Origin of the sequence: Niallia nealsonii (assembly GCF_002835805.1) — a bacterium.
In the GTDB taxonomy this organism is placed as follows: domain Bacteria; phylum Bacillota; class Bacilli; order Bacillales; family Cytobacillaceae; genus Niallia; species Niallia nealsonii.
The window spans coordinates 42,330-63,702 of the sequence record NZ_PISE01000003.1 but is presented as its reverse complement, the minus strand read 5'-3'; the positions used below and the strand labels follow the sequence as shown (position 1 = coordinate 63,702).

Here is a 21,373-nt window from a genome sequence, read left to right as displayed (position 1 = left end):
GATGCGTTATACTTTCGCTTTTATCAGCAAATAAACAAAATAAGGAACACCTATTATACTTAGAATAATCCCAATAGATAGTTCAGCCGGGGCTACAATCGTGCGGCTGATATAATCTGCTGCTACCATTAATAGCATACCTATCATTCCACAAATAATTAAAGAGTAGCGATGTTTTTTTCCTATAAGCAGCTTCGCTATATGTGGACCAATTAAACCAATAAAACCAATATTTCCAGCAACAGAAACACATGCGCTTACTATTGCTACACTAGAAAGCAATAGAATCCATTTTTCCTTTTCAACTTTCACTCCCAACCCCTTCAGTACTTCTTCTTGCAATGTAAATAAATCAAGAATATATGCCTTTTTTATAATCAATGGGATAATAAGAATAAACCAAGGAAGAATGGATAAAATAAACAGCCAATTGGCACTATAAATGCTGCCATTTAGCCAAATGGTTGCCATCTCAAAATCCTGTGATTTCATCTTTAAAGAAAGATAAAGGGATAATGCCCCAAACCCTGAACTAATCGCAATACCAGTCAGCAATAATCTTTGTGCATCTAAACGATTAGAATCTGCTGCAATAAAAAAGATAATAAAAGCAGCCAATAATCCTCCAACAAGTCCAGCCATTGGCATCATCATAATTGCAGTTATGCTATCATCGCTTATACTCTCTTGAAAAAAGAACATATAGATAACAATTGCCGCACCTGCTCCGCTATTAATGCCTAAGATTCCAGGATCAGCTAGTCCATTTTTTGTAATTCCCTGCAATACCGATCCAGAAATGCCCAAACCAAAGCCAATAATCATAGCAAGTATAACTCTTGGCAAACGAAAATCAAATAAGAGCAAATCAATATCTTCATGAAGGCTTATGCGAAAAATACTATGATAAAACTCTTGAAAGGTTATAGGGTATACTCCATTCGTCATACTAAAATAAGCAAGGGATAAAACAATTAGAGATATACTGATTAATAGAAAAATATATTTAATAAGCCCGTTCTGTTCGATGCTGCTCCCCTCCTTTCTTTTTTATTAAATAAAGAAAGAATGGAATGCCAACCAATGTCGTTACTACTCCTATTGGCGTTTCAAACGGATAATGGACAAATCGGCTGATAACATCACAAACTACTAAAAATACCCCTCCAATTATTCCAGAGCATGGAATAACCCATTTATAATCAACTCCTACTAAAAACCTCACAATATGTGGAATAATCAAACCAACAAAAGCAATCTTTCCAGCCAAAGCTACTCCAACACCAGTCATTAGTCCTACAGAAATAATGGCTACAATTTGAATAAGCCATGTTTTTTGTCCGAGACCTGTCGCTGTCTCCTTTCCTAATGAAAGAATGGTAATAGATTTCGCCAATAATAGAGCCATTATCATTCCAACACATGCAATAGGAAAAGAATACAACAATAATTCACTGTTAATCTGATGAAGCCTTGCATTATACCAGAAACTCATCGTTTGAGATACTTGGTAATAAGATGCTAATGCTTGGGAAAGACTGCTTAAAAATGTGCCTATTACAGTCCCTATTATTGCAAGCCTTACAGGAGAAAAACCATTTCTTATACATGCTGCCAATCCAAACACCAATGCAATGCCGATAATTGACCCAATAAATGACAGCAGAAGCATTTCCAATGATGATAAATGAGGCAAAGTTATCAAAGCTATTGTGATAACAAATGCTGCACCATCTGATACTCCCATAATGGAAGGAGAAGCAAGATAATTTCTTGTCATCCCTTGCATTAGTGCCCCTGATATTGCTAATAACACTCCAATTAATAAGGAACCTACTGCCCTTGGCAAACGAGAGGTTCTTACAATTGTTTGTTGTACATTTTCTGGATCAAATGAAAAAATAGCATGATACACTTCTTTAAGTTGTATATCTGTTGATCCTAAACAAATGGAAACAACTATCGTAAATAAAATAACTACTGGCGAAGAAAAAATAATGATATATCGTGCTAAACTTTTTCTGTCCATTAATCATGTCACCTTTATTTTCATTCCGTTCCTCTTTTTATTTGGCTGTTTTCGTAAACTTTGTTGCTTTTAAAGGAGTAGGGTGATTGCAGTGAAGGGATGCTCGCTTTCTGAGGGGCGGGCGGTGAGTCTCCTCAGGCTGTGGCCTTGCGGAGTCTCACACCTTTCACTCCAATCAACCTGTTTTAATAATGGATTTGCTCATGGAAACTATTCGAAAAACAACAATCTTTTAGAAAACAGCCTTTTATTTTAAGTAATGTACGGTTTGGTTAATAATAATGTGAATCAATACAATAGTGGAGCTGATTTTTATCAAGCTCCACTGTTGATGTATTATTCTCCCAGTTTTTCTTGTAAAACAGCTAAGAAATTAGTTTTACTCCATGCCGTTCCACCAGCTGCCATTGGATCAATTGCATTTGTATAAACTTTTGCGTTTTTCACAGCTTTCATGCTATTCCATATTGCATTATTTTCATATTCCTTTAAAGCATTCTCATTCTCCGTATTTTCTGATTTCTCAAACTGGACAAATAGATAATCTGGATTTATCTCTGCAAGTTTTTCTAACGAAATCATTTCTTGTGCTTTTGCTGCTTTTATTTCATTTGGAACAGTTAATCCAAGATCTTGATAAAACACTGGATTAAAATAAACGGATTCAGGATAAATATATATATTTCCAGCCCTAATGCGGATCATTATCACTTTTTGATTTGAAAGCTTTGTAGACAATTGTTCTTTAAGTTCCTTTGCGTCTTTTTCATACGTTGCTATTATTTCCTCTGCCTGCTCTTGTTTATCCGTGATATTCCCCATTAGCAGTAGATTTTCTTTCCAGTTGACCGATATATGAGAAACTGGAATCATTGTTGCTACTTTGTTTAAATTTTTTACAACCTCTGGCTTAAACTTGCTTGTACCAAGGATAACATCAGGCTTTATCTGCAGGAGCGTTTCTGTATTTGGCTGAAACTTATCGCCAATATCCTCTGCCTCAGACATGTACTCTCCTAAATAAGCAGGAAATTCTCCAGCTGTTGCAAGTGCTCCGGCAGGTTTTACGTCAAGTACAGCTGCATCTTCCATTGCCTCTTGACTAGCTGTGACAATCGTCTTAATATTTGCTGGCAATTTATACTCTTTATCTAAATAAGTAATTGTTTGCATCTCAGTTTTTGTTTCTTTTTTTGCTCCATTATCTTCTACAGTACTTGATTCCTTACTACCGCAAGCTGCGAGCACTAATAACATTGCTGTGATTATAACTCCCAATAATTTCTTCATATCTTTTCTCCCCTGTTTATTTTCTAATTGATAGTGATAACCTTTATCAATTAGAATTATACAAGATAAAACTTTTCTTATCCATGGACGATATCCATTAATATTTATGTACTATTTCCTGATAATAAGGCCTTAGTATAAGAAATCACTCTTAAATGAGCGCTTGCAGAGTATTCCTTCCATGGATCAGAAGAAATTAGATATACTTTATTTCTCTGCACTGCTTCTAATGTATTCCATAAAGGCATGTTTATAATTTCCTTCCAATACTCCAGTGTTTCCGTATCTTGTCTAATGTTGACAAATAAATGATTAGGATTTAGTGCAATCAGTTCCTCCATTGTAATCTGTTCATTATATTTCATTTGATCTTCAGATTGAGGAGGGGTAATCCTTAAATCTCCATAAAAAACCTCCAGCATTGTTTTGGAACGATTCAAAAAGATAGAGTTTTTATATACACTCACAATTAAAAAAGTATCATTTCCTACCCTTCTTTTTAGCTCTTTGGCAGACACTTCAGCATAAGTGTCATAATCTTTTAGCCAATCAGCTGCCTCTTTTTCCATCTTTAAAAAAACTGCAATTTCTATTAGTTGCTCACGCCAATTTTTTATCGTTTGCGAATACAAAAATAATGGAGCAATTTTTTCTAATGCAGACTTTTCCTTCTCGCTGATTTCATCTGCAGCCATTATTATATCTGGGTCTGCCTCTTTTAATTTAGCAATATTTTCTTCCCAGTTTGTATGTTTTCGAAATGCATTAAGATGCACGATTATATCACTGCTATAATTTTGATAATAAGAAGAAGTCCATTTTGGGTGCAAAGGGGCTGCAAAGGGCACAATATTTAATGCAATTAAATGTCCTGTTGTGCTAAAATCATATGATGCTATTTTAAATTTTCTTTTTTTTCTATATAACGATGGAGAGATGCCAACACTTTGTTTAAACTTTCTGCTCAGATAAAATTCATCAGAATATCCCACTATCTTAGCTATTGTGCATATATTTTTTTCCGTTTTAATTAAAAGCTCTTTTGCTTTATTTAAACGAACAGAAGTAAGATACTCGATGACACCAATCCCATATTCCTTTTTAAAAACTTCTGAATAGTATTTTGCACTGAGATCTGCTTTTTGTGCCAATGAATCTATTGTAATTTTTTTATCAAAATATTTATCTATGTATTCTCTAGTTTCTTCAATTGCCATCCTTGTGTCTTTTTTGGATTTAGGCTTGCTGTATTTTAGAAGGTTAAAAAATATTCTCTCAAGCAATGCTCTCTGCAAAAAAACACTCATTTCATCCTTTTTTGTAAATATTGCATATAGCTCCTCTACTAATGGTATTATTTCATTTTCTTCATAGAGCATCTTAATTGGCAAATAACTTAAAGTTTTTTTATCTATTAAAAAAGCTTTATTTGTTACTGGTTCTTTTTTATAAATATGAAAAGAAAGTTGATAATAATCTACAGAACTATTTTCTGTAAATGCTAGGCTGTAAATCTTTTCAGGAGGAATAAATACTATATTATTTTTATTGAATATATAGGTTTTCCCATCGATTGTAATATCTCCCTTGCCCTCTTTTATAAAAACAAGCTCAAAATACTTTGTAATAATATGATCATTTTTTCTTTTATTGCTTTTTTTTATTTTTTCCATATCTAACAATATATCAGTCCAATTATTTTGTACGAACAGATTATTCATCTTGTTATCTCCACAGTTTTTTATTAGAATATTAAATGATGTTGATAATCATTATCACTAATATAGCTTAAAAGGACCTTCCTTTTCAAGATTAATAACCAACTTTTCACTTTATAAAAATAAACAATAGTCCAAAATGTTTGGAGGCATTCACATGATTCACCCGATAGAAATTCCATTTTCTATAAATAATACAGAAAAGTATCTTATTTATTCATCCATAGAAAAACGAAAATATCATTTGCTTATTAGTATTCCAACCTGTGAAATTCCTCCTGACGGATTTCCCGTATTGTATTTGCTGGATGCTAATGCCAACTTTGCAACCTTAACAGAGAATATGCGCCTTCAATGCCGACGAGCGACAATTACAGGATTACACCCTTCTATTATAGTTGGAATCGGCTATGATTCAGATGAACCCTATGATCAGGCAAGATACTATGATTTTACCTTTGACTCTTTTCAAGAAAATCTGCCTAAACATCCACTAGGAACACAATGGCCCCCACATGGCGGGGGTCAAAAATTCCTCTCTTTTATAGTCAATGAAGTGAAACCCTTTATTGAGCAAAAATTTAAGGTTAATCCTAATAAACAATCTCTTTTAGGACATTCCTTAGGGGGATTGTTTGTGCTTTTTTGTCTTTTTCTAAAGCCTGATGCATTTCAGTACTATATTGCAAGCAGTCCTTCTATTCACTGGAATGAAACTATATTATTCGAAAAAAAGCAACAATTTCTTAAAAGCTTATCTGATAAAAAAGAAAAAATAAAACTCCTAATCACAATGGGTGAATTAGAAAAAAATCATTTTTCTAATATGCATGAAAAAGCAAATATGCTTGCCTCCGAAATGCAAGCATACGATGGAGAAATTCTAGAAACAACCTTCTATGAATTCCAAAATGAAAACCACATCACCGTTCTTTTGCCTTTAATAAATAAATGCATTGCTTTTATAAATGATAAATCCATATAGTTCCAATAGATAGACTTCTTACTCCTACATGTAAAAAGCAAATAGAAAAGAGCATCCAATAGCTTAAAAATGTGCTGATCGGATGCCCTTCTTCTAAATTAGTCTATTACTCCACTCCAAGCTTTCCTTTTTGCAGCTCATACATTTGATAATATTTTCCCTTTTGCTGCATCAGCTCATCATGTGTTCCTTTTTCTACAATCATTCCATGATCTAATACAATAATTTGATTTGCATTCCGAATAGTTGATAAGCGGTGTGCAATGATAAAAGTAGTTCTTCCTTTTTTCAGCACTTCCATGGCATGTTGAATAATCTGCTCTGTTTCTGTATCAATGCTGCTCGTTGCTTCATCTAACACTAAAATGGCTGGATCGAAGGCTAGTGCTCTTGCAAAAGAGATAAGCTGTCTTTGTCCGCTGGATAATGTGCTCCCCTTTTCAATTACTGGTTCATTATAGCCATGCTCTAAATTTTTTAATACCCGATCTGCACCTACACCTTTTAGAGCTTTCTCCATTTTCTCTTGAGTAATAGATGGATTATTTAATGTTACATTGGAAGCAATGGTCCCTTTAAAGAGAAATGGATCTTGTAAAACAATCCCCATATGATTGCGCAAATCCTGTCTTGACATCTCTTTTATATTAATCCCATCAATCGTTATGTTCCCTGACTCTATATCATAGTAACGAAACAATAGATTTAAGATGGAGCTTTTTCCTGATCCTGTGTGTCCTACTAGCGCTATCGTTTCCCCTTGTTTTGCTTCAAAGGTTATATCTTTTAGCACATATTCCTTTTCTTTATAAGCAAAATAAACATGTTCAAATTTAACATTTCCTTTATAGCGTTCCATTTTCTTTTCTTCCACATCTATTCCTTCTTTATCCATTAATTCAAAAACACGATCTGCTGCAACAAGAGCCTGCTCCAAATTTGCTAGTTGATTAACAATACCGACAATTGGATGAAAAAGTCGATTGATATAATCAACAAAGGCATATAAAACCCCTAATGTAATAGCCGTTGAGGTATTTAAGGATTGCCCTGCCACATACCAGATAAATGCAACAAATACAACATTTCGCAAAACATTCACCAGATTATGGGATGTTAAACTATTTAAATTCAGCATCTTATTCTGATAGCGGAAATGCTCTTCATTTAATGCCTCAAACTCATGCTTTGTCTGTTTCTCTTTTCCAAATGCTTGGATAATATTCATTCCTTGTATGGATTCATTTATTACTCCATTAATATCGCTATTTCTTGCTCTTATGACTTGGTTATATCGGCTGGCAAATTTCCGATACAATTTAATCCATAAGAACAAAATTGGAATTAAAAATAAACAGATAAATGCGAGTTTCACATTTAGGATAAATAGAGCTACATAAATACCTGCTATATAGATAGTACTTGAGAAAAAGTTAGAAAGTACTGTCACATACAGATCTCTAATTGCTTCTGTATCATTTGTGACTCTTGCTACGACCTTGCCTGCTGGCAGATTATCAAAATATTTAATGGGCAGGCGCTGAATTTGAGCAAATACCTCTTCTCTCATCTTTTGAATTACTTTATTTGCAGATTTTTGCAAATAAAAATGCTGGCCATATTGAAAACCTGCTGCTACAATAACCAATGCAAAGTATATTACCAACAGTTTTATAATCCCTGGAATTTCTGGTTTATAAAAGGAAAATACCTCTGTTTTCGTTAATTTCTCTGCAGGATACTCGGCTATTTTTTCTCCATCTGTAATTGTTAATTGTCCATTTGCATAAGATTTTTTTCCATCAAAAGCAATATCTTCTTTTATAAAAAGAAATTGTCTTTGCACTTGCATAATTTTTGCAGAAGCATTTTCCGTTTCTGATTTTGCTAATTCCTTTTCTTTTACATATTCCTTTCCTTTATATAAAACAGAACTGGTGGAAGGCGAATTTGTTTCATACCAAGTTGTTTCAATGCCTGATACATGATCATCAATGACTTTTTTTGCAATGAACGGTCCCATTAAATCAGCAGCAACTGCAATAGTCAACATAATTAAGGCTGCAATAATCGTTTTTCTTAAGGTTAGACCATAATGAAATAAACGTTTTCCTGTACTCATGCCTGCACCTCCATTTCTGTAGATGCTTCCATTTGCTGTGTGGTAAATTGCTTTTTATACCACCCATTTTTCTGCATCAGTTCAGCATGTGTTCCATGTTCTATAATCTGACCATCATCTAAAACAATAATTTGGTCTGCGTGTTGAACAGCAGTCATTCGGTGTGTTGTGATGATGGCTGTTTTCCCCTTTCTTTCATTTTTTATATTTTCAATAATATTTTTTTCCGTTTTCGCATCAACTGCTGATAGTGAATCATCTAGTATCAGTATTTCTGGGTTTCTGATAAGGGCTCTTGCGATGGAAATTCGCTGCTTTTGTCCACCAGAAAGGGCAACACCCTTTTCCCCAACTAATGTAGCCAATTTATTTGGCAGCATATTAAGATCCTGCTTAAATGAAGCTAATTCTATAGCCTTTTCTAAATCTTGTTCGTTTGCATGTTCATTGCCAAATAGTATATTTTCTTTGATGGATTTTGAAAATAATACATGATCTTGAGGAACATAGCCAATCCATTCCCTTACTCGCTCTAAAGACTGATCTTCTATCTCTACCCCATTAATACGTATATTTCCTGAACCAGCCGGATACTCTCTTAGCAGCTGTTTAACAAACGTAGTTTTGCCGCTGCCTGTTTTCCCTACTACACCAATTGTTTCCCCTTGTTTTATCTTCAAATTTATATTGTGTAAATTGTCAGCAGAAGAAGAAGGGTAGCGGAATACGACATTTTCAAATTCAATATTCTCTGGTTTTATTATATTTTTTAATATAGGGGCATTTGCTACATCAGCTTGATAATTTAATGTTTCCTGAACTCTATCCAATGAAGCGTTTCCTCTTTGCATAATGTTCATTAACTCTCCGATAGCAAACATAGGCCATACAATCATACCCAAATAGACATTGAAGGTAACTAGCTGCCCTATGGAAATTTCCTGCTTAAAGACTAAAAAAGAACCATAGCCTAATCCAATTAAATAGCTTAATCCCACCAAGATGCGAACAGTTGGCTCAAATAAAGAATCAATCTTTGCTACTGCTATATTTTTATTAAAAACATCATTTGTTAATTGATGAAATTGTTTCTCTTCTTCCTTCTCTAATACATAGGCGCGAACTACACGAACTCCAGCGACAGACTGTAAGACACTGTCATTCAATTCACCAAATGCATCTTGTGCTTCTGTAAATCGCTTATGAATTTTATTCCCATACACTTGCATAATCAATGCCATAATTGGTAGCGGCAAAATAGCGGCCAATGTCAACTTCCAACTTACTAATATGCACATAGTTGCAATAATGGTAAGCATAAAGGCTGTAGAGTCAATTAATGTTAAAATCCCAAATCCTGCTGTAGTAGAAATGGCACGGAGATCATTTGTTGCTCTTGCCATTAAATCTCCGGTTCGATTCTTTTCATAGAAAGTAGGTGTCATTTTCAGCAAATGACCAAAAAAATTACTTCTTAATTTTCTTTCTAAAAGAAAAGCTCCGCCAAATAATTGGTACATCCAGGTATAAGTAACATAGTAAGTAAATAAAGTAATGCCAATAACAGCAAGGATATAATAAACAGCTTTTGCTGCTGTAAGTGTTCCCACGTTTATTTCATCTATAAACATTCCTAGCAGCTGTGGCGGAATAATTTCCACTACTCCTATAAAAAGCAATAAAACAACAGCAATCAAATATCTTTTTTTATGTTCTTTAAAAAACCACTTTAATTTAAATAATATCGAAAACATATTAGCCTCCTAATCAATCTTTACTATCCACTTTTTAAATCCTTTTTTGTCATTCCTTTTGGTTTATTGCATCTAATCATTTACATATTCCTCCTCCTTCGTCACCAGCTATTAAAAAGGGCGAAATTACCATTTTCTCAATAAATAAAAAAATAGACCGCAACAATGCGGCCTATCCTTCGAAACAAATGCATCTGTTACAAATAAATGTAACCTTCATTTGTCCAGTTTAAGTTTTTCTCAAAGAAAAAATAAAGCTTGCTTATTTACATAGCTATCTTATCTAGACAGATGGAGGGGTTACAAAAATATTCAATTGTTTTAATTTCTTATTAATTAATCGAAACATTCTAACCCCTCCATTCAGTATAATAATTTTCTAATATAGCTAAAGATTACCATTCTTCTTTTATGAAGTCAATTGCAAAAATTCCGACAAAATAGCGGCTATTTCTCTAAGTATGTAACCTTATCTTTCCATATCTTTTGTTATTTCAAAAAATCTTTCCTTAGCTTCTCCTTCATTAAAACTGCTGAAAATTCGAAAATGATCCTCATCGATAATTCGAAAATGCTGGCTAATGATATTTTGCTGCAATATGTATCTATTTCTGCCTTCTATCTCACGCCACCATACTTTTCCGCCCATTGTTTTTTCTTTGCGATAATCCATCCCATCATGTGCAATAGTTTCCAGTACTTCTAACGGTTCATCGCCAAAAAAATGGCGCACTGTTTCCGTTTCTCTAAAAAGAGCGCATACTGCTACTACTGTTGACCAGCCTGCATATACTCTGCCTTTTTCTATTTGAACAAGTGTCTTTTTGGATATACCAATAACTTCTGCCATTTTGTCTTGTGTATAACCCGCCTCTGTACGAATTAATCTCATTTTTTCTGATATTTTGATAATAATTTCTTCTCTAGTCAATCTGTTCATTCCTTTATTAGTTATGTGTAATTTTACACTTTTTCTAACATTATAAGCCTTCACAAAATATAATTCAATTTGAATGCTTATTTTTCTGCTGAATCCATTAACATCAATCCTCCTTAATCAGAGAACATTTTTCCGATTGCTGCATTTGCTTTTATCTTTGCTGCCTTTTTTCCGTACTTTGTTGCAGTTTTTTAGAAATAGCTATTTTTTGACAAATCCCTCTACTATCCCACCTTCTTCCATCACTGCAAAGAAAAAGGGCTACGCACAATAATGATTCATTGTATGTAGCCCTTTTTCTATTTTTCAATTAAATGAGCAGCTTTTTTTCACATAATTTACTAATTGAACAGCTGGCGCATTTTCCTTGCTTAGATTTTTGAATAAAACGAAATAATGAATAACTTGTGTAAAAAAAGATCAAGGCTCCAAGTATTATACTAATTATCATAAATCATCCCCCTTTTTACGTTAGTCCAAACAATCGCCCCACTTGATAAATAATGAATGAAATTCCATATGCGAGCATCAAGGAATATACTATAGAAAAAGCAGACCATTTTTTCGAAGCTGTCTCCTTATAAATTGTTGCCAAAGTAGCAAGACAGGGAATATACAATAGAATAAACACCATAAAACTATAGGAAGCTAATGGAGTATATACTTCACTCATTAAATGCTGCAAAGAATGGATATTAGGAACTGCATAAATAATGTTCATTGCCGAAACAACTGCTTCTTTGGCGAGAAATCCAGTAAGTAAGGAGGCACCAGCCTGCCATGTACCAAAGCCTAAAGGTTTTAATAGTGGAGAAATGAGCTCTCCAATAGAAGCTAAATAACTATTATCCATTTCTACATTCATGCCTGCTGGACCAAAATAAGTTAAAAGCCAGATGACAACGGATCCTGCAAAAATAAATGTTCCTGCCTTTTTCAAAAAGCCTTTTCCTTTATCCCATGTGCTTTTCCATAAAATTTTAATGCTTGGCATTCTATATGGAGGAAGTTCGATAATAAATAAAGACTTCTCCCCTTTTAAAATGGTGGCAGAAAGAAGCTTTGCCAGGATTAAAACAAGAAATATGCTTAATAAGTATATGGATAATACAATAAGTGCTCCATTTTTGGCAAAAAAGGCTCCTATAAATAAAGCATAAACGGGAAAACGTGCAGAACAAGACATAAATGGCAATAAAATAATCGTTAACAATCTTTCTCTTTTTGTTTCAATTGTTCTTGCAGCCATGACCCCTGGAACATTGCAGCCAAAGCCAATAATCATTGGAATTACAGCTTTTCCATTTAATCCTGATTTCTCCATCAATTTGTCTACTACTAATGCCACTCTCGACATATATCCAGAATCCTCTAAAAAAGATAAGCAGAAGAACAAAATAAATATTTGTGGAACAAAAACGAGCACGCCGCCGACTCCAGCAATTATCCCATCCATAACTAGTGTTTCTATAAAAGGAGAAACATTTAATGCTCCTAATGCGGTACTAATTATATTGGTAAAAAAGCCTGTAATAAATCTGTCCACTAAATCAGATAATTTTGAACCAAACCAATCGAATGTAAGCATAAACATAAAGTACATAAGCAGCATAAATATCGGTAATCCTAAATACTTATTTGTAACCATGCGATCCACTTTATTTGTGAGCACTTCTTTATTCATTTCTTCCATTATTTCTGCACTAGCTAGAATATCTTCTACTACATTTCTTCTTGCTTCAAATACTAGCTGTGCAGCCTCTTTGCCAATTTTGTTAGCAGCTGCTTCTATCCTTTTAAGGAAATCATCCACTTCCATTTTTCCTGCCAATGAATGCAGATGCTTAAGGACACTGGCATTTCCTTCTATCAGCTGCAAGGTTAGCCAACGAGCAGATAGATTGGTTTTTTGGTTCACTAATGAACTCATTTCACAAATATATTGCTCTATCATCTTGCCATAATCCACTTTTAATAGGCTAGTGTTTGTATGGTTTGTTACAGCATCGGCAAGTACTGTACATCCCTCCCCTTTTCTTGCACTAATAGCCACAACAGGGCATCCTAACATATTTAACAGCGCTTCAATTTTGATTTTTTTCCCATAGCCTGTTGCTACATCCATCATATTTAATCCAATGACGACGGGCTTTTCGTATTCAATAAGCTGAAGAGTTAACAATAAATTTCTGCGCAATTGTGATGCATCCACAATATTGACTATTTTTTCAAATTCATCCTGCAAAAGATACTCTGTAACAACCGCTTCATCCGCTGATAATGGATTTAAGGAATAAGCACCAGGCAAATCTACTAAATTGGCTTTTTTATTTTTAAATACACCAACTTTTTTCTCAATGGTTACACCGCTCCAGTTTCCAACATACTCATAAGAACCTGTTAAATGATTAAATAAAGAGGTTTTTCCTGTATTAGGATTTCCTAATAATGCTATTTCCATCTATTGAATCTCCACTTCCATTTGCAGCGCCTCTCTTCTTCGCAGGCCAATTTTTGTTCCTTTAAATTCTAGAATATAGGGACCACTAAATGGCATTTTATTTTCTACCAAAACAACAGATCCTTCCGTAATACCAAAATCCAGCAGTCTCCTTCTGACAAGTTCATTTACTTTTGCCAAACTATTAATTTTTATTTTTTCACCAACTCGCAATTTTTCCTTCCCCACTTTGTTTTCCTCCTTTTAATTGAGAATGATTATCCTTATTCTTATTTATAGTTATAACAAGAAAGAGAAGATGACTCAATTAGGTAACAGGGATAAATATTGACAATTCTGAGAATTTTCTTTTTTACCTCAGAAAGAAATACGCAAAAAATTCATGCCTTTCTCTATTGCAGACGAGCTTCAGTCTACTTGATAGAAAAAGGCATGAATTTTTTACTTTATTTTGTAGTTTTTTAGCATATCAGTTAATTGTTCACTGCTTTGTGTCATTTCTTCTGCCGCTTTTGTTACATTCATAATGGCTGATATTTGCTCATCACTTGATGATGAAACCTCTTCTACTGCAGCTGCTGCTGATTCTGAAACAGTAGTTATACTAGAGATGGACTCTAGCATATGACTATTTTGTTCTACTACTTCTTTTAACTCTTTATTTAATTCATTCACCGCTTCTATTATAGCTTGAACAGCAACGGCAATAGAAGTAAATTCATTTTCAGTACCTGTTACAGCATTATTTAATTCTTCTGCTTGTGTGGTTGTTTCAAATAGTGCTTGCACTGTTTTCTCTGTTTCTTTTTCTATGCTGAAAATCATTTCTTGAATTTGTTTAGTAGCTTCTCCAGTGCCCTCTGCAAGCTTTCTGACTTCACTTGCCACTACTGCAAATCCTTTGCCATGTTCTCCTGCTCTTGCAGCCTCAATGCTCGCGTTTAATGCCAACAAATTGGTTTGTTCAGAAATGCTGTTAATTGTTACGGTAATTTTTGAGATATCTAAAATTTTTGTATATAAATTTGAAATCCCTATGCTAACATGATCTGTAGCTTGTTTGGCTTGCTCATTGGATTTTTTTAATTGGGCAATCATATTTTTGCCTTTTTCTGTTGCTTTTTCTGATTGCTGAGTTGCTTGCTTAATGATTGTATTTTTTTCATCCATTGTTTGAATAGAATAATTTAGCCGTCCCATTTCCCGGTTTACTTCATCTAGTTCCGCGGCTTGTTCTACTGCTCCCTTAGCAATCTCACTCATCGCTCGACCTATTTCCTCTGAACTTGCCGAAGTCTCTTCCGAAACAGCAGATAATTCAGACGAATATTCAAGTATGTTCTGACTAATTTCTTTTGTATTTGAAAGTACAGCTCCCAATTGCTCTTTCATTTTATGAAAGGAATTGCTTAACTGGCCAATTTCATCTTTTTTATCATAAATAAATTCCTTTGTTAAATCTCCATTTGCCACTTCAATAAAACGCTTATTTAATGCTTTTAATGCGCTGAACTTCTTTTTTATTAAGAAATAAAATATAATTCCGCTTATCAATGTAATGACAATAGAAGTCGAAATAAGTATTAATGGAATTTGATCTGAATTTATTCCCTCTGTAGCTGTAACAAAATAATAAGTAATTGCTCCACTAATTAATGATGTGATAATAATCAAAACACTGACTATAAACATTAGCTTAAAAAACAAACCATTTCTCTTTTTCATGAGTTGCTTCTCCCTTCTAAACCAGGCAAACGTTATGTTATATTACTTAGCTCTCCCATTTAATAAAACGCTATCATAAGTAATTACTGAAATTAAAATTTTGCCTGTTCTTTATTAATTTCGGCTTTTTTTTTCAGTTATTTAGAAGATTTTACTTTTTATTGCTTTCTTATTTTATAAATGAATTAGATATAGGTTACATGCTCTACCACCACAATAGTCATTCCTTATAATAACTACATTTTTTTGCTTCACTTCCCCTTTTTTAGAGTAAGCGAGTTCTCTCCATGTTGCATAAACTGCATCAAGGACTGGATATTTCTCTTACTGATAGAAAGGATGTATAAATCATGTTTCAACTCCAAGTAAATAACGATATTAAACTTCGCCTATTAGAAATCCATGATGCTTCTGCCATTTTTCAGTTGATAGATCAAGATCGTTTATATTTGCGCGAATGGCTTCCATGGATTGATCTTGTGTTATTTCCCCAGCAGTACAGTACGATTATTCCAATTTGGCATAAACAATACGCAGAAAATAAGGGCTTTGAAGCCGGAATATTTTACAAAGATAAATTGGTCGGCATGATATCCTTGCAACAAGTAGACTGGCAAAATCGTCAAGCCAGTATTGGATATTTTTTAGCAAGCAGTGCACAAGGAAAAGGCATAATGACAAACACTGTTGCTGCTGTTCTAAATTATGCGTTTTATTATTTAAACTTAAATCGCATAGAAATAAGATGTGGTTTAAAAAATAAAAAAAGTATGACTATTCCAGAAAAATTATTATTTACAAAAGAAGGAGTTATTAGAGAGGGCGAATTCCTTTATGACCATTATCATGATTTAGTTTTATTTAGTATGCTGGAAAAAGAATGGCAGCAATTACACAGAAAAAAGTAAGGACAATACATCCAATGTTTAAATTTGATAAAATAAGAGAATTAATTAAAGAAGAGAAAGTTTAACGTATAAATTTTACGCTTAATAATTATTAAGCCTTAAATAAGAAGCCAATAATAATAAAAAATAATTGTAGTAATTTAGGATAAAGCTAATAGAAGACCCAATTAATCATTAAGAGTATTTTCTTATTGTTTTTATTGCAATTGCTACTCTCACATTAAGCGGCTTTTGTCTCCCACCTAAGGATTAGGAGAGGGAACAAAAAATCTAGATGGGTAAAAATTGGCTAATTAAAAGCCCTATTGGTTCAACTAACAATCAGTGGGAACTCTGTCCCCCACTGATTGAAGTTTCACTTTATCCAATATTAACGAATGGTGATGACTAGTATGATTTTAACAAATTTACTGATAGTTTGTTTACTTATTGTATTATCTGCATTTTTTGTTGCCTCTGAATTTGCTATTGTTAGAGTGCGTCCAACTCGTATAGAGCAACTGATCGCAGAAGGCAATTCACATGCTATCTCTGTAAAACAGATTATTACAAATATGGATGGATTTCTTTCTGCCTGCCAGCTTGGAATAACCATAACCTCTTTAGGTTTAGGATGGCTAGGTGAACCAACTGTTACAAAGCTATTTCATCCGCTTCTAGATAAACTGCCTATCTCAGATGCATTTACTCATATTCTCTCTTTTCTGATCGCTTTTTGCTTAGTTACATATATTAATGTGGTTGTAGGAGAACTCTTTCCGAAATCAATTGCTATCCAACAAACAGAAAAAGTCGCTTTGCTGCTTTCAAAACCATTGTTATTATTTTATAAGGTCATGTATCCATTTATATGGATTTTAAATAACGCAGCCAGAGTTGTAGTGCGTCTATATGGTATTAAACAACCAACAATTGAAACTGCCCATTCTGAAGAAGAGCTTCAATATGTACTTGCTGAAAGTTATAAAAGCGGGGAAATAACTACTTCTGAGTATCGTTATGTGAACAATATTTTTGAATTTGATAACCGGCTTGCAAATGAAATTATGGTGCCAAGAACACAAATGATCACATTATGTGAAGATCTTCCATTAAAAGAAATAATAAAGATCATTACTGCTGAAAGATTTACACGCTACCCAATAACAAAAGAGGATAACAAAGATACCATCATTGGTTTTGTTCATATTAAACAACTTTTAACAGATTGTATTAAAAATATATGTCCGGAAGAAAAGCCATTAAAAAAATATGCGCAGCCAATTATCCATGTTATGGAGTTTATTCCTATTCAATTATTGCTAATGAGAATGCAAAAAGATCACATTAACATCGCCATACTAAACGATGAATTTGGTGGAACTGCTGGCCTTGTGACAGTGGAAGATATTTTGGAAGAAATTGTTGGAGAAATCCGCGATGAATTGGATGAAGATGAATTCCCTCTTATTCAAAAAATACATGATAATCATTATATCTTGGATTCAAAACTGCATCTAACAGAGGTAAATAATCTTTTGTCCATGCACTTAGAGCATAATAACATTCATACAATAGGCGGATGGCTTCTTTCACAAAATCCTGATTTAAAAAAGGGAGAATCTATATTTTACGATAATTATGAATTTATCCTAGTCAAAACGAATAGCCGGCAAGTCTCCCAAATAGAAGTAAAGGCAGTTGCCCCAAGTTTTTAAGGTGATTGCCCTTTTACTCTTATACAAACAATTCTGCTCTTCTCTTATTCCATACTTTCTTCGGCTAATTAGGAACATAATTTTATACTTTTTACATAGAATATATTGTACAAAAAGACTTTTTTCTTCTATTTAGCAATGTTAAATCTTTATATTTTTATAACTATGTATATCCATTTGCTTCTTGCTTCTATTTCAAATAGACCAATAACTTATTTTTTTATAAACAACTTATATTTTCTGAATAAACAGAAAATTATAAATTCCCAATGTTTGACGACATAGTTTGGCTTAACGTATAATTATTGGTAATTATTTATGAAAGTTTGAGGTGGTATAATGGGGTTATCTATATAAATTTTGAAAGAATACTACTTATTTCTTTCAATAGAATGATTAATTATTATACTTGTCTCAAAAATACTAAAACATACTTTTAATCATTTCTATTGATACTTATCGATTTTTGCAAAAAACAATTTCGTATATGATTGGATACAGATTGTTCAGCTATGTAAGAAAAAAATTAATTGATGTATTAATCAGGAGGTGACTCCTTACTCGTTTCATACGGGATGAGGAAACTTATTGGACATATTTAACTTGGTTTTTATAGCCATTTTGATTGCTTGCACTGCATTTTTTGTAGCTTCAGAGTTTGCTATTATTAGAGTTCGCAGTTCAAAAATTGATCAGTTAATTGAACAAGGAAACAAAAGTGCAATTGCAGCAAAAAAAGTCATTATGAATCTTGATGAATACTTATCTGCATGTCAATTGGGTATCACGATAACTGCCCTTGGAATTGGGTGGTTTGGTGAAGAAACAATCCAACACTTTATTAGTCCTTTACTAAAATTGATTTATGTACCAGAAACAGCTATAAAAATCCTATCATTTTCACTAGCTTTTGCCATTATCACTTTTTTGCAAGTGGTAGTTGGGGAACTGGCGCCAAAAACAATGGCTATACAAAAGGCAGAGCTTATCACATTAATTACTGCTCGCCCTTTAATTATTTTTTATAAAATTTTATATCCATTTATTTGGCTATTAAATAATTCAGCAAGAGTTATTATAGGTTTTTTTGGATTTAAGCCTGTTTCCGAACATGAACTCGCTCATTCTGAAGAAGAGCTTCGAATTATTTTTTCTGAGAGTTACAAAAGTGGAGAAATTAATCAATCTGAGTTTAAGTATGTAAACAAAATTTTTGAATTTGATAATCGAATTGCCAAAGAAATTATGGTGCCGCGCACTGAAATTATTTCTCTCGAACAAGCAAGTACATTGGAAAATTTATTGGAATTAATCTATAAAGAACAATTCACAAGATATCCTATAACGGATGGAGATAAAGACCATATCATTGGTATGATTAATGTAAAAGAAATCATGGCCGAACTCCTTCGCACAAATGACTTGCACGAGAAAACACTTGAGCCCTATATAAGACCAGTAATTAGGGTTATTGAAACTTTCCCTATTCAAGATTTGCTTGTAAAAATGCAAAAAGAACGAATTCATATGGCTATTCTAATGGATGAGTATGGTGGCACATCTGGTCTGGTAACCGTTGAAGATATCATTGAAGAAATTGTCGGTGATATCCGCGATGAATTTGATGTAGACGAAATTCCAAGTGTTCAAAAGGTCAAAGAAGATCATTATATTATTGATGCAAAAGTATTGCTTACTGAAGTAAGTGGATTATTAGGAATTGATTTACATGATGAAGACATCGATACATTAGGGGGATGGATTTTAACCTCAAAATATGAGGCTGCTGAAGGCGACACCCTTATGTTTGAATCCTTTACTTTTAAAATATTAGAAATGGAAGAACACCATGTTAAATATATTGAAGTGCAAAGAATTCCTGAAATAAATAGGAACATAGAATCTGTTGGCGAGCTAGAAGTTAACAATACTGCTATATCTGCACCAACAAATGCCGAGATTGTCTCCTAGGAAATCCGGCACTAAATAAAAAAGGAAGCAAAATACTTGCTATCAAGTATTTTGCTTCCTTTTTTTCACTCTAAGTGATCATTTGTTTCATCAAATTTATATCCCACACCCCATATAGTATGGATAAAGGGCTGCTCTTTTGTTCCAATTTTATTTCTTAACCTTTTAATATGAACATCTACGGTTCTTTCATCTCCATAAAATTGATATCCCCAGACCCTATCAAGAAGTTGTTCCCTTGTAAATACTTGTCTAGGATTGCTGATAAGATAATAAAGAAGGTCAAATTCTTTTGGAGTCAAATTAGAAAGAACTTTTCCGTTATATATTACTTCTCTTGTTTCTTTGCTAATTTTAAAATGTTCACTTGCTAAATAGCTTTGTTCTTGCTTAACAGAAACATCTTTTTGATAACGCCGCGTAACCGCCTTAATTCTTGCCATTAACGTTAATGGGCTAAATGGTTTTGTCACATAATCGTCTGCTCCCATTTCTAGTCCCAACACTTGGTCTGAGTCGCTGTCTTTTGCCGTTAGCATAATAATAGGGACTGTACTAACTTCCCTGATTTTTCGGCATATAGTGACACCCTCCATTCCTGGAAGCATCCAATCTACAATAATAATATCCCAATTTTGATTTTCCATAAAAAAATCTAATGCTTCTTTTCCATTATGAATAAATTTCCCCTCATAGTTTTCTTTTAAAAAAAACATTTCAAGCATAGAACATACACTTTCATTATCTTCTATAACAAGTATCTTCATTTTATCCATCCTCACCAATTTATCCATTCCACTACTGACTATTTTTGTTACTTATATTATAGCAAAAATTACCGCTAGACAATCATGTTGAATTCAAGCAAATGTGCCATTCCTATAAAAACCATCTGATATAAAACTTGTAATCAGGGAATAGAGCCGTCTTCTGCTCCAATCCATATAGTAACAAAATCAACAATAGAATTTAACACAGTCTTTTCTAAAATAAAAAAAAGCAAATCAGAATAAAAATCTGATTTGCTTTTAGATGCTAAATGAATAAAAAATCATTACCATTCTTTAGCAAAGTCTTTTATTAAATCCATGTAGTAACTTGATCTAATGGAAGACGATCCGTTTCACGCCCAGGAGCTGCAGCTTTTCCAATTGTAATGAGCATAATTGGCAAATAGCGCTCAGAAATTTGAAACTCTTTTACAAAAGCAGCACGATTAAAACCACCAATAGCACAAGTATCTAATCCTGCCCCTTTAGCCGCTATCATTAATTGCATGGCAGCTAGTGAAGCATTGCTGTTTGCTGCATCTCTAGGATAATCCGGATTTTCGTAAGCTCCATTAATTTGCCCTTTGATGATTTCTCCGATTTCTTCTGTCAGTCTGCCTTTTTCGATATCTTCAGCAAAAATTTGTTCTGCATTTTTATTTGCCTCTAAATCGCCTAAAATAGCAATAACAGCAGAGGATTGAGCAATTTGTGCTTGATTAAAAGCAATTGGCAATAATCTTTGCTGTGCCTCTTCTCCGTGAAAAACAACAAAATTCCATTGTTGCAAATTCCAAGCAGAAGGAGCTCTTCCTGCAAGAGTTAAAAGCTCTTCTATCTCTGCTTTTGTTAATTTATAGCTTTCATCATATACTTTGACTGCTCTGCGCTCTTTTAAAACTTGAAAAAAATCAGTGCTAGTAATGGTTGTCGTCATAACCTGCCTCCTAATATCCACTTACTTTTTGTAACTTGTAAATAGAATAGTATAACTAATTTCTTA

The 21,373-nt window shown here is 33.4% G+C and carries 17 protein-coding genes; 4 read left to right on the top strand and 13 right to left on the bottom strand.

The genetic code is table 11. The features are described from left to right. Window positions 1–6: 6 nt before the first annotated feature. From CWS01_RS00835 to CWS01_RS00820, 4 genes are all read right to left on the bottom strand, one after another. Window positions 7–1,029, bottom strand: a complete 1,023-nt coding sequence (locus CWS01_RS00835) for a FecCD family ABC transporter permease (protein ID WP_101175144.1) — start codon at window positions 1,027–1,029, stop codon at window positions 7–9. Further along, the gene (locus tag CWS01_RS00830) at window positions 1,007–2,029 is read right to left on the bottom strand and encodes a FecCD family ABC transporter permease (protein WP_101175143.1); all 1,023 of its coding nucleotides are present in this window, start codon (window positions 2,027–2,029) and stop codon (window positions 1,007–1,009) included. The genes CWS01_RS00835 and CWS01_RS00830 overlap by 23 nt, the downstream gene beginning before the upstream one ends. Before the next feature lie 336 nt (window positions 2,030–2,365). Continuing rightward, window positions 2,366–3,319 (bottom strand): ABC transporter substrate-binding protein, encoded by a 954-nt coding sequence (locus CWS01_RS00825; RefSeq protein ID WP_101175142.1) that lies wholly within the window; start codon window positions 3,317–3,319, stop codon window positions 2,366–2,368. A gap of 104 nt (window positions 3,320–3,423) precedes the next feature. Then, on the bottom strand, window positions 3,424–5,040 hold the full coding sequence (locus tag CWS01_RS00820) for an AraC family transcriptional regulator (protein ID WP_101175141.1): 1,617 nt from the start codon (window positions 5,038–5,040) through the stop codon (window positions 3,424–3,426). A 154-nt stretch (window positions 5,041–5,194) separates the two neighbouring features. On the opposite strand from CWS01_RS00820, the gene CWS01_RS00815 reads away from it, so the two are divergent. Then, the gene (locus CWS01_RS00815) at window positions 5,195–6,022 is read left to right on the top strand and encodes an alpha/beta hydrolase (protein ID WP_157827512.1); all 828 of its coding nucleotides are present in this window, start codon (window positions 5,195–5,197) and stop codon (window positions 6,020–6,022) included. 106 nt (window positions 6,023–6,128) lie between these two features. Here the strand turns inward: CWS01_RS00815 and CWS01_RS00810 are convergent, their stop codons facing one another. From CWS01_RS00810 to CWS01_RS00780, 7 genes are all read right to left on the bottom strand, one after another. Beyond that, window positions 6,129–8,144, bottom strand: a complete 2,016-nt coding sequence (locus CWS01_RS00810; protein WP_101175139.1) for an ABC transporter ATP-binding protein — start codon at window positions 8,142–8,144, stop codon at window positions 6,129–6,131. Next, window positions 8,141–9,898, bottom strand: coding sequence for an ABC transporter ATP-binding protein (locus CWS01_RS00805; RefSeq protein ID WP_101175138.1), 1,758 nt, complete (start codon window positions 9,896–9,898; stop codon window positions 8,141–8,143). The genes CWS01_RS00810 and CWS01_RS00805 overlap by 4 nt, the downstream gene beginning before the upstream one ends. A gap of 469 nt (window positions 9,899–10,367) precedes the next feature. Beyond that, on the bottom strand, window positions 10,368–10,829 hold the full coding sequence (locus CWS01_RS00800) for a helix-turn-helix transcriptional regulator (protein ID WP_101175137.1): 462 nt from the start codon (window positions 10,827–10,829) through the stop codon (window positions 10,368–10,370). A 319-nt stretch (window positions 10,830–11,148) separates the two neighbouring features. Next, window positions 11,149–11,289, bottom strand: a complete 141-nt coding sequence (locus CWS01_RS00795; RefSeq protein WP_101175136.1) for a FeoB-associated Cys-rich membrane protein — start codon at window positions 11,287–11,289, stop codon at window positions 11,149–11,151. Window positions 11,290–11,304: 15 nt separating this feature from the next. Then, window positions 11,305–13,299 carry a ferrous iron transport protein B gene (gene feoB / locus CWS01_RS00790; RefSeq protein WP_101175135.1) on the bottom strand — a complete coding sequence of 665 codons (1,995 nt, stop codon included), beginning with the start codon at window positions 13,297–13,299 and terminating at the stop codon, window positions 11,305–11,307. After that, window positions 13,300–13,527 (bottom strand): FeoA family protein, encoded by a 228-nt coding sequence (locus tag CWS01_RS00785; RefSeq protein WP_101175134.1) that lies wholly within the window; start codon window positions 13,525–13,527, stop codon window positions 13,300–13,302. It lies immediately after the preceding gene. A gap of 213 nt (window positions 13,528–13,740) precedes the next feature. Further along, window positions 13,741–15,024 carry a methyl-accepting chemotaxis protein gene (locus tag CWS01_RS00780; protein ID WP_101175133.1) on the bottom strand — a complete coding sequence of 428 codons (1,284 nt, stop codon included), beginning with the start codon at window positions 15,022–15,024 and terminating at the stop codon, window positions 13,741–13,743. A 350-nt stretch (window positions 15,025–15,374) separates the two neighbouring features. Here CWS01_RS00780 and CWS01_RS00775 point away from each other — a divergent pair, with 350 nt between their 5' ends. From CWS01_RS00775 to CWS01_RS00765, 3 genes are all read left to right on the top strand, one after another. Continuing rightward, window positions 15,375–15,932, top strand: coding sequence for a GNAT family N-acetyltransferase (locus tag CWS01_RS00775; protein ID WP_101175132.1), 558 nt, complete (start codon window positions 15,375–15,377; stop codon window positions 15,930–15,932). 392 nt (window positions 15,933–16,324) lie between these two features. Beyond that, window positions 16,325–17,629, top strand: a complete 1,305-nt coding sequence (locus CWS01_RS00770) for a hemolysin family protein (protein WP_101175131.1) — start codon at window positions 16,325–16,327, stop codon at window positions 17,627–17,629. Window positions 17,630–18,217: 588 nt separating this feature from the next. Further along, the gene (locus CWS01_RS00765; RefSeq protein ID WP_101175130.1) at window positions 18,218–19,600 is read left to right on the top strand and encodes a hemolysin family protein; all 1,383 of its coding nucleotides are present in this window, start codon (window positions 18,218–18,220) and stop codon (window positions 19,598–19,600) included. 65 nt (window positions 19,601–19,665) lie between these two features. Here the strand turns inward: CWS01_RS00765 and CWS01_RS00760 are convergent, their stop codons facing one another. Both CWS01_RS00760 and CWS01_RS00755 read right to left on the bottom strand, forming a co-directional pair. Continuing rightward, on the bottom strand, window positions 19,666–20,367 hold the full coding sequence (locus tag CWS01_RS00760; RefSeq protein ID WP_101175129.1) for a response regulator transcription factor: 702 nt from the start codon (window positions 20,365–20,367) through the stop codon (window positions 19,666–19,668). Window positions 20,368–20,680: 313 nt separating this feature from the next. Continuing rightward, window positions 20,681–21,307 (bottom strand): nitroreductase family protein, encoded by a 627-nt coding sequence (locus CWS01_RS00755; RefSeq protein ID WP_101175128.1) that lies wholly within the window; start codon window positions 21,305–21,307, stop codon window positions 20,681–20,683. Between the last annotated feature and the right edge of the window lie 66 nt (window positions 21,308–21,373).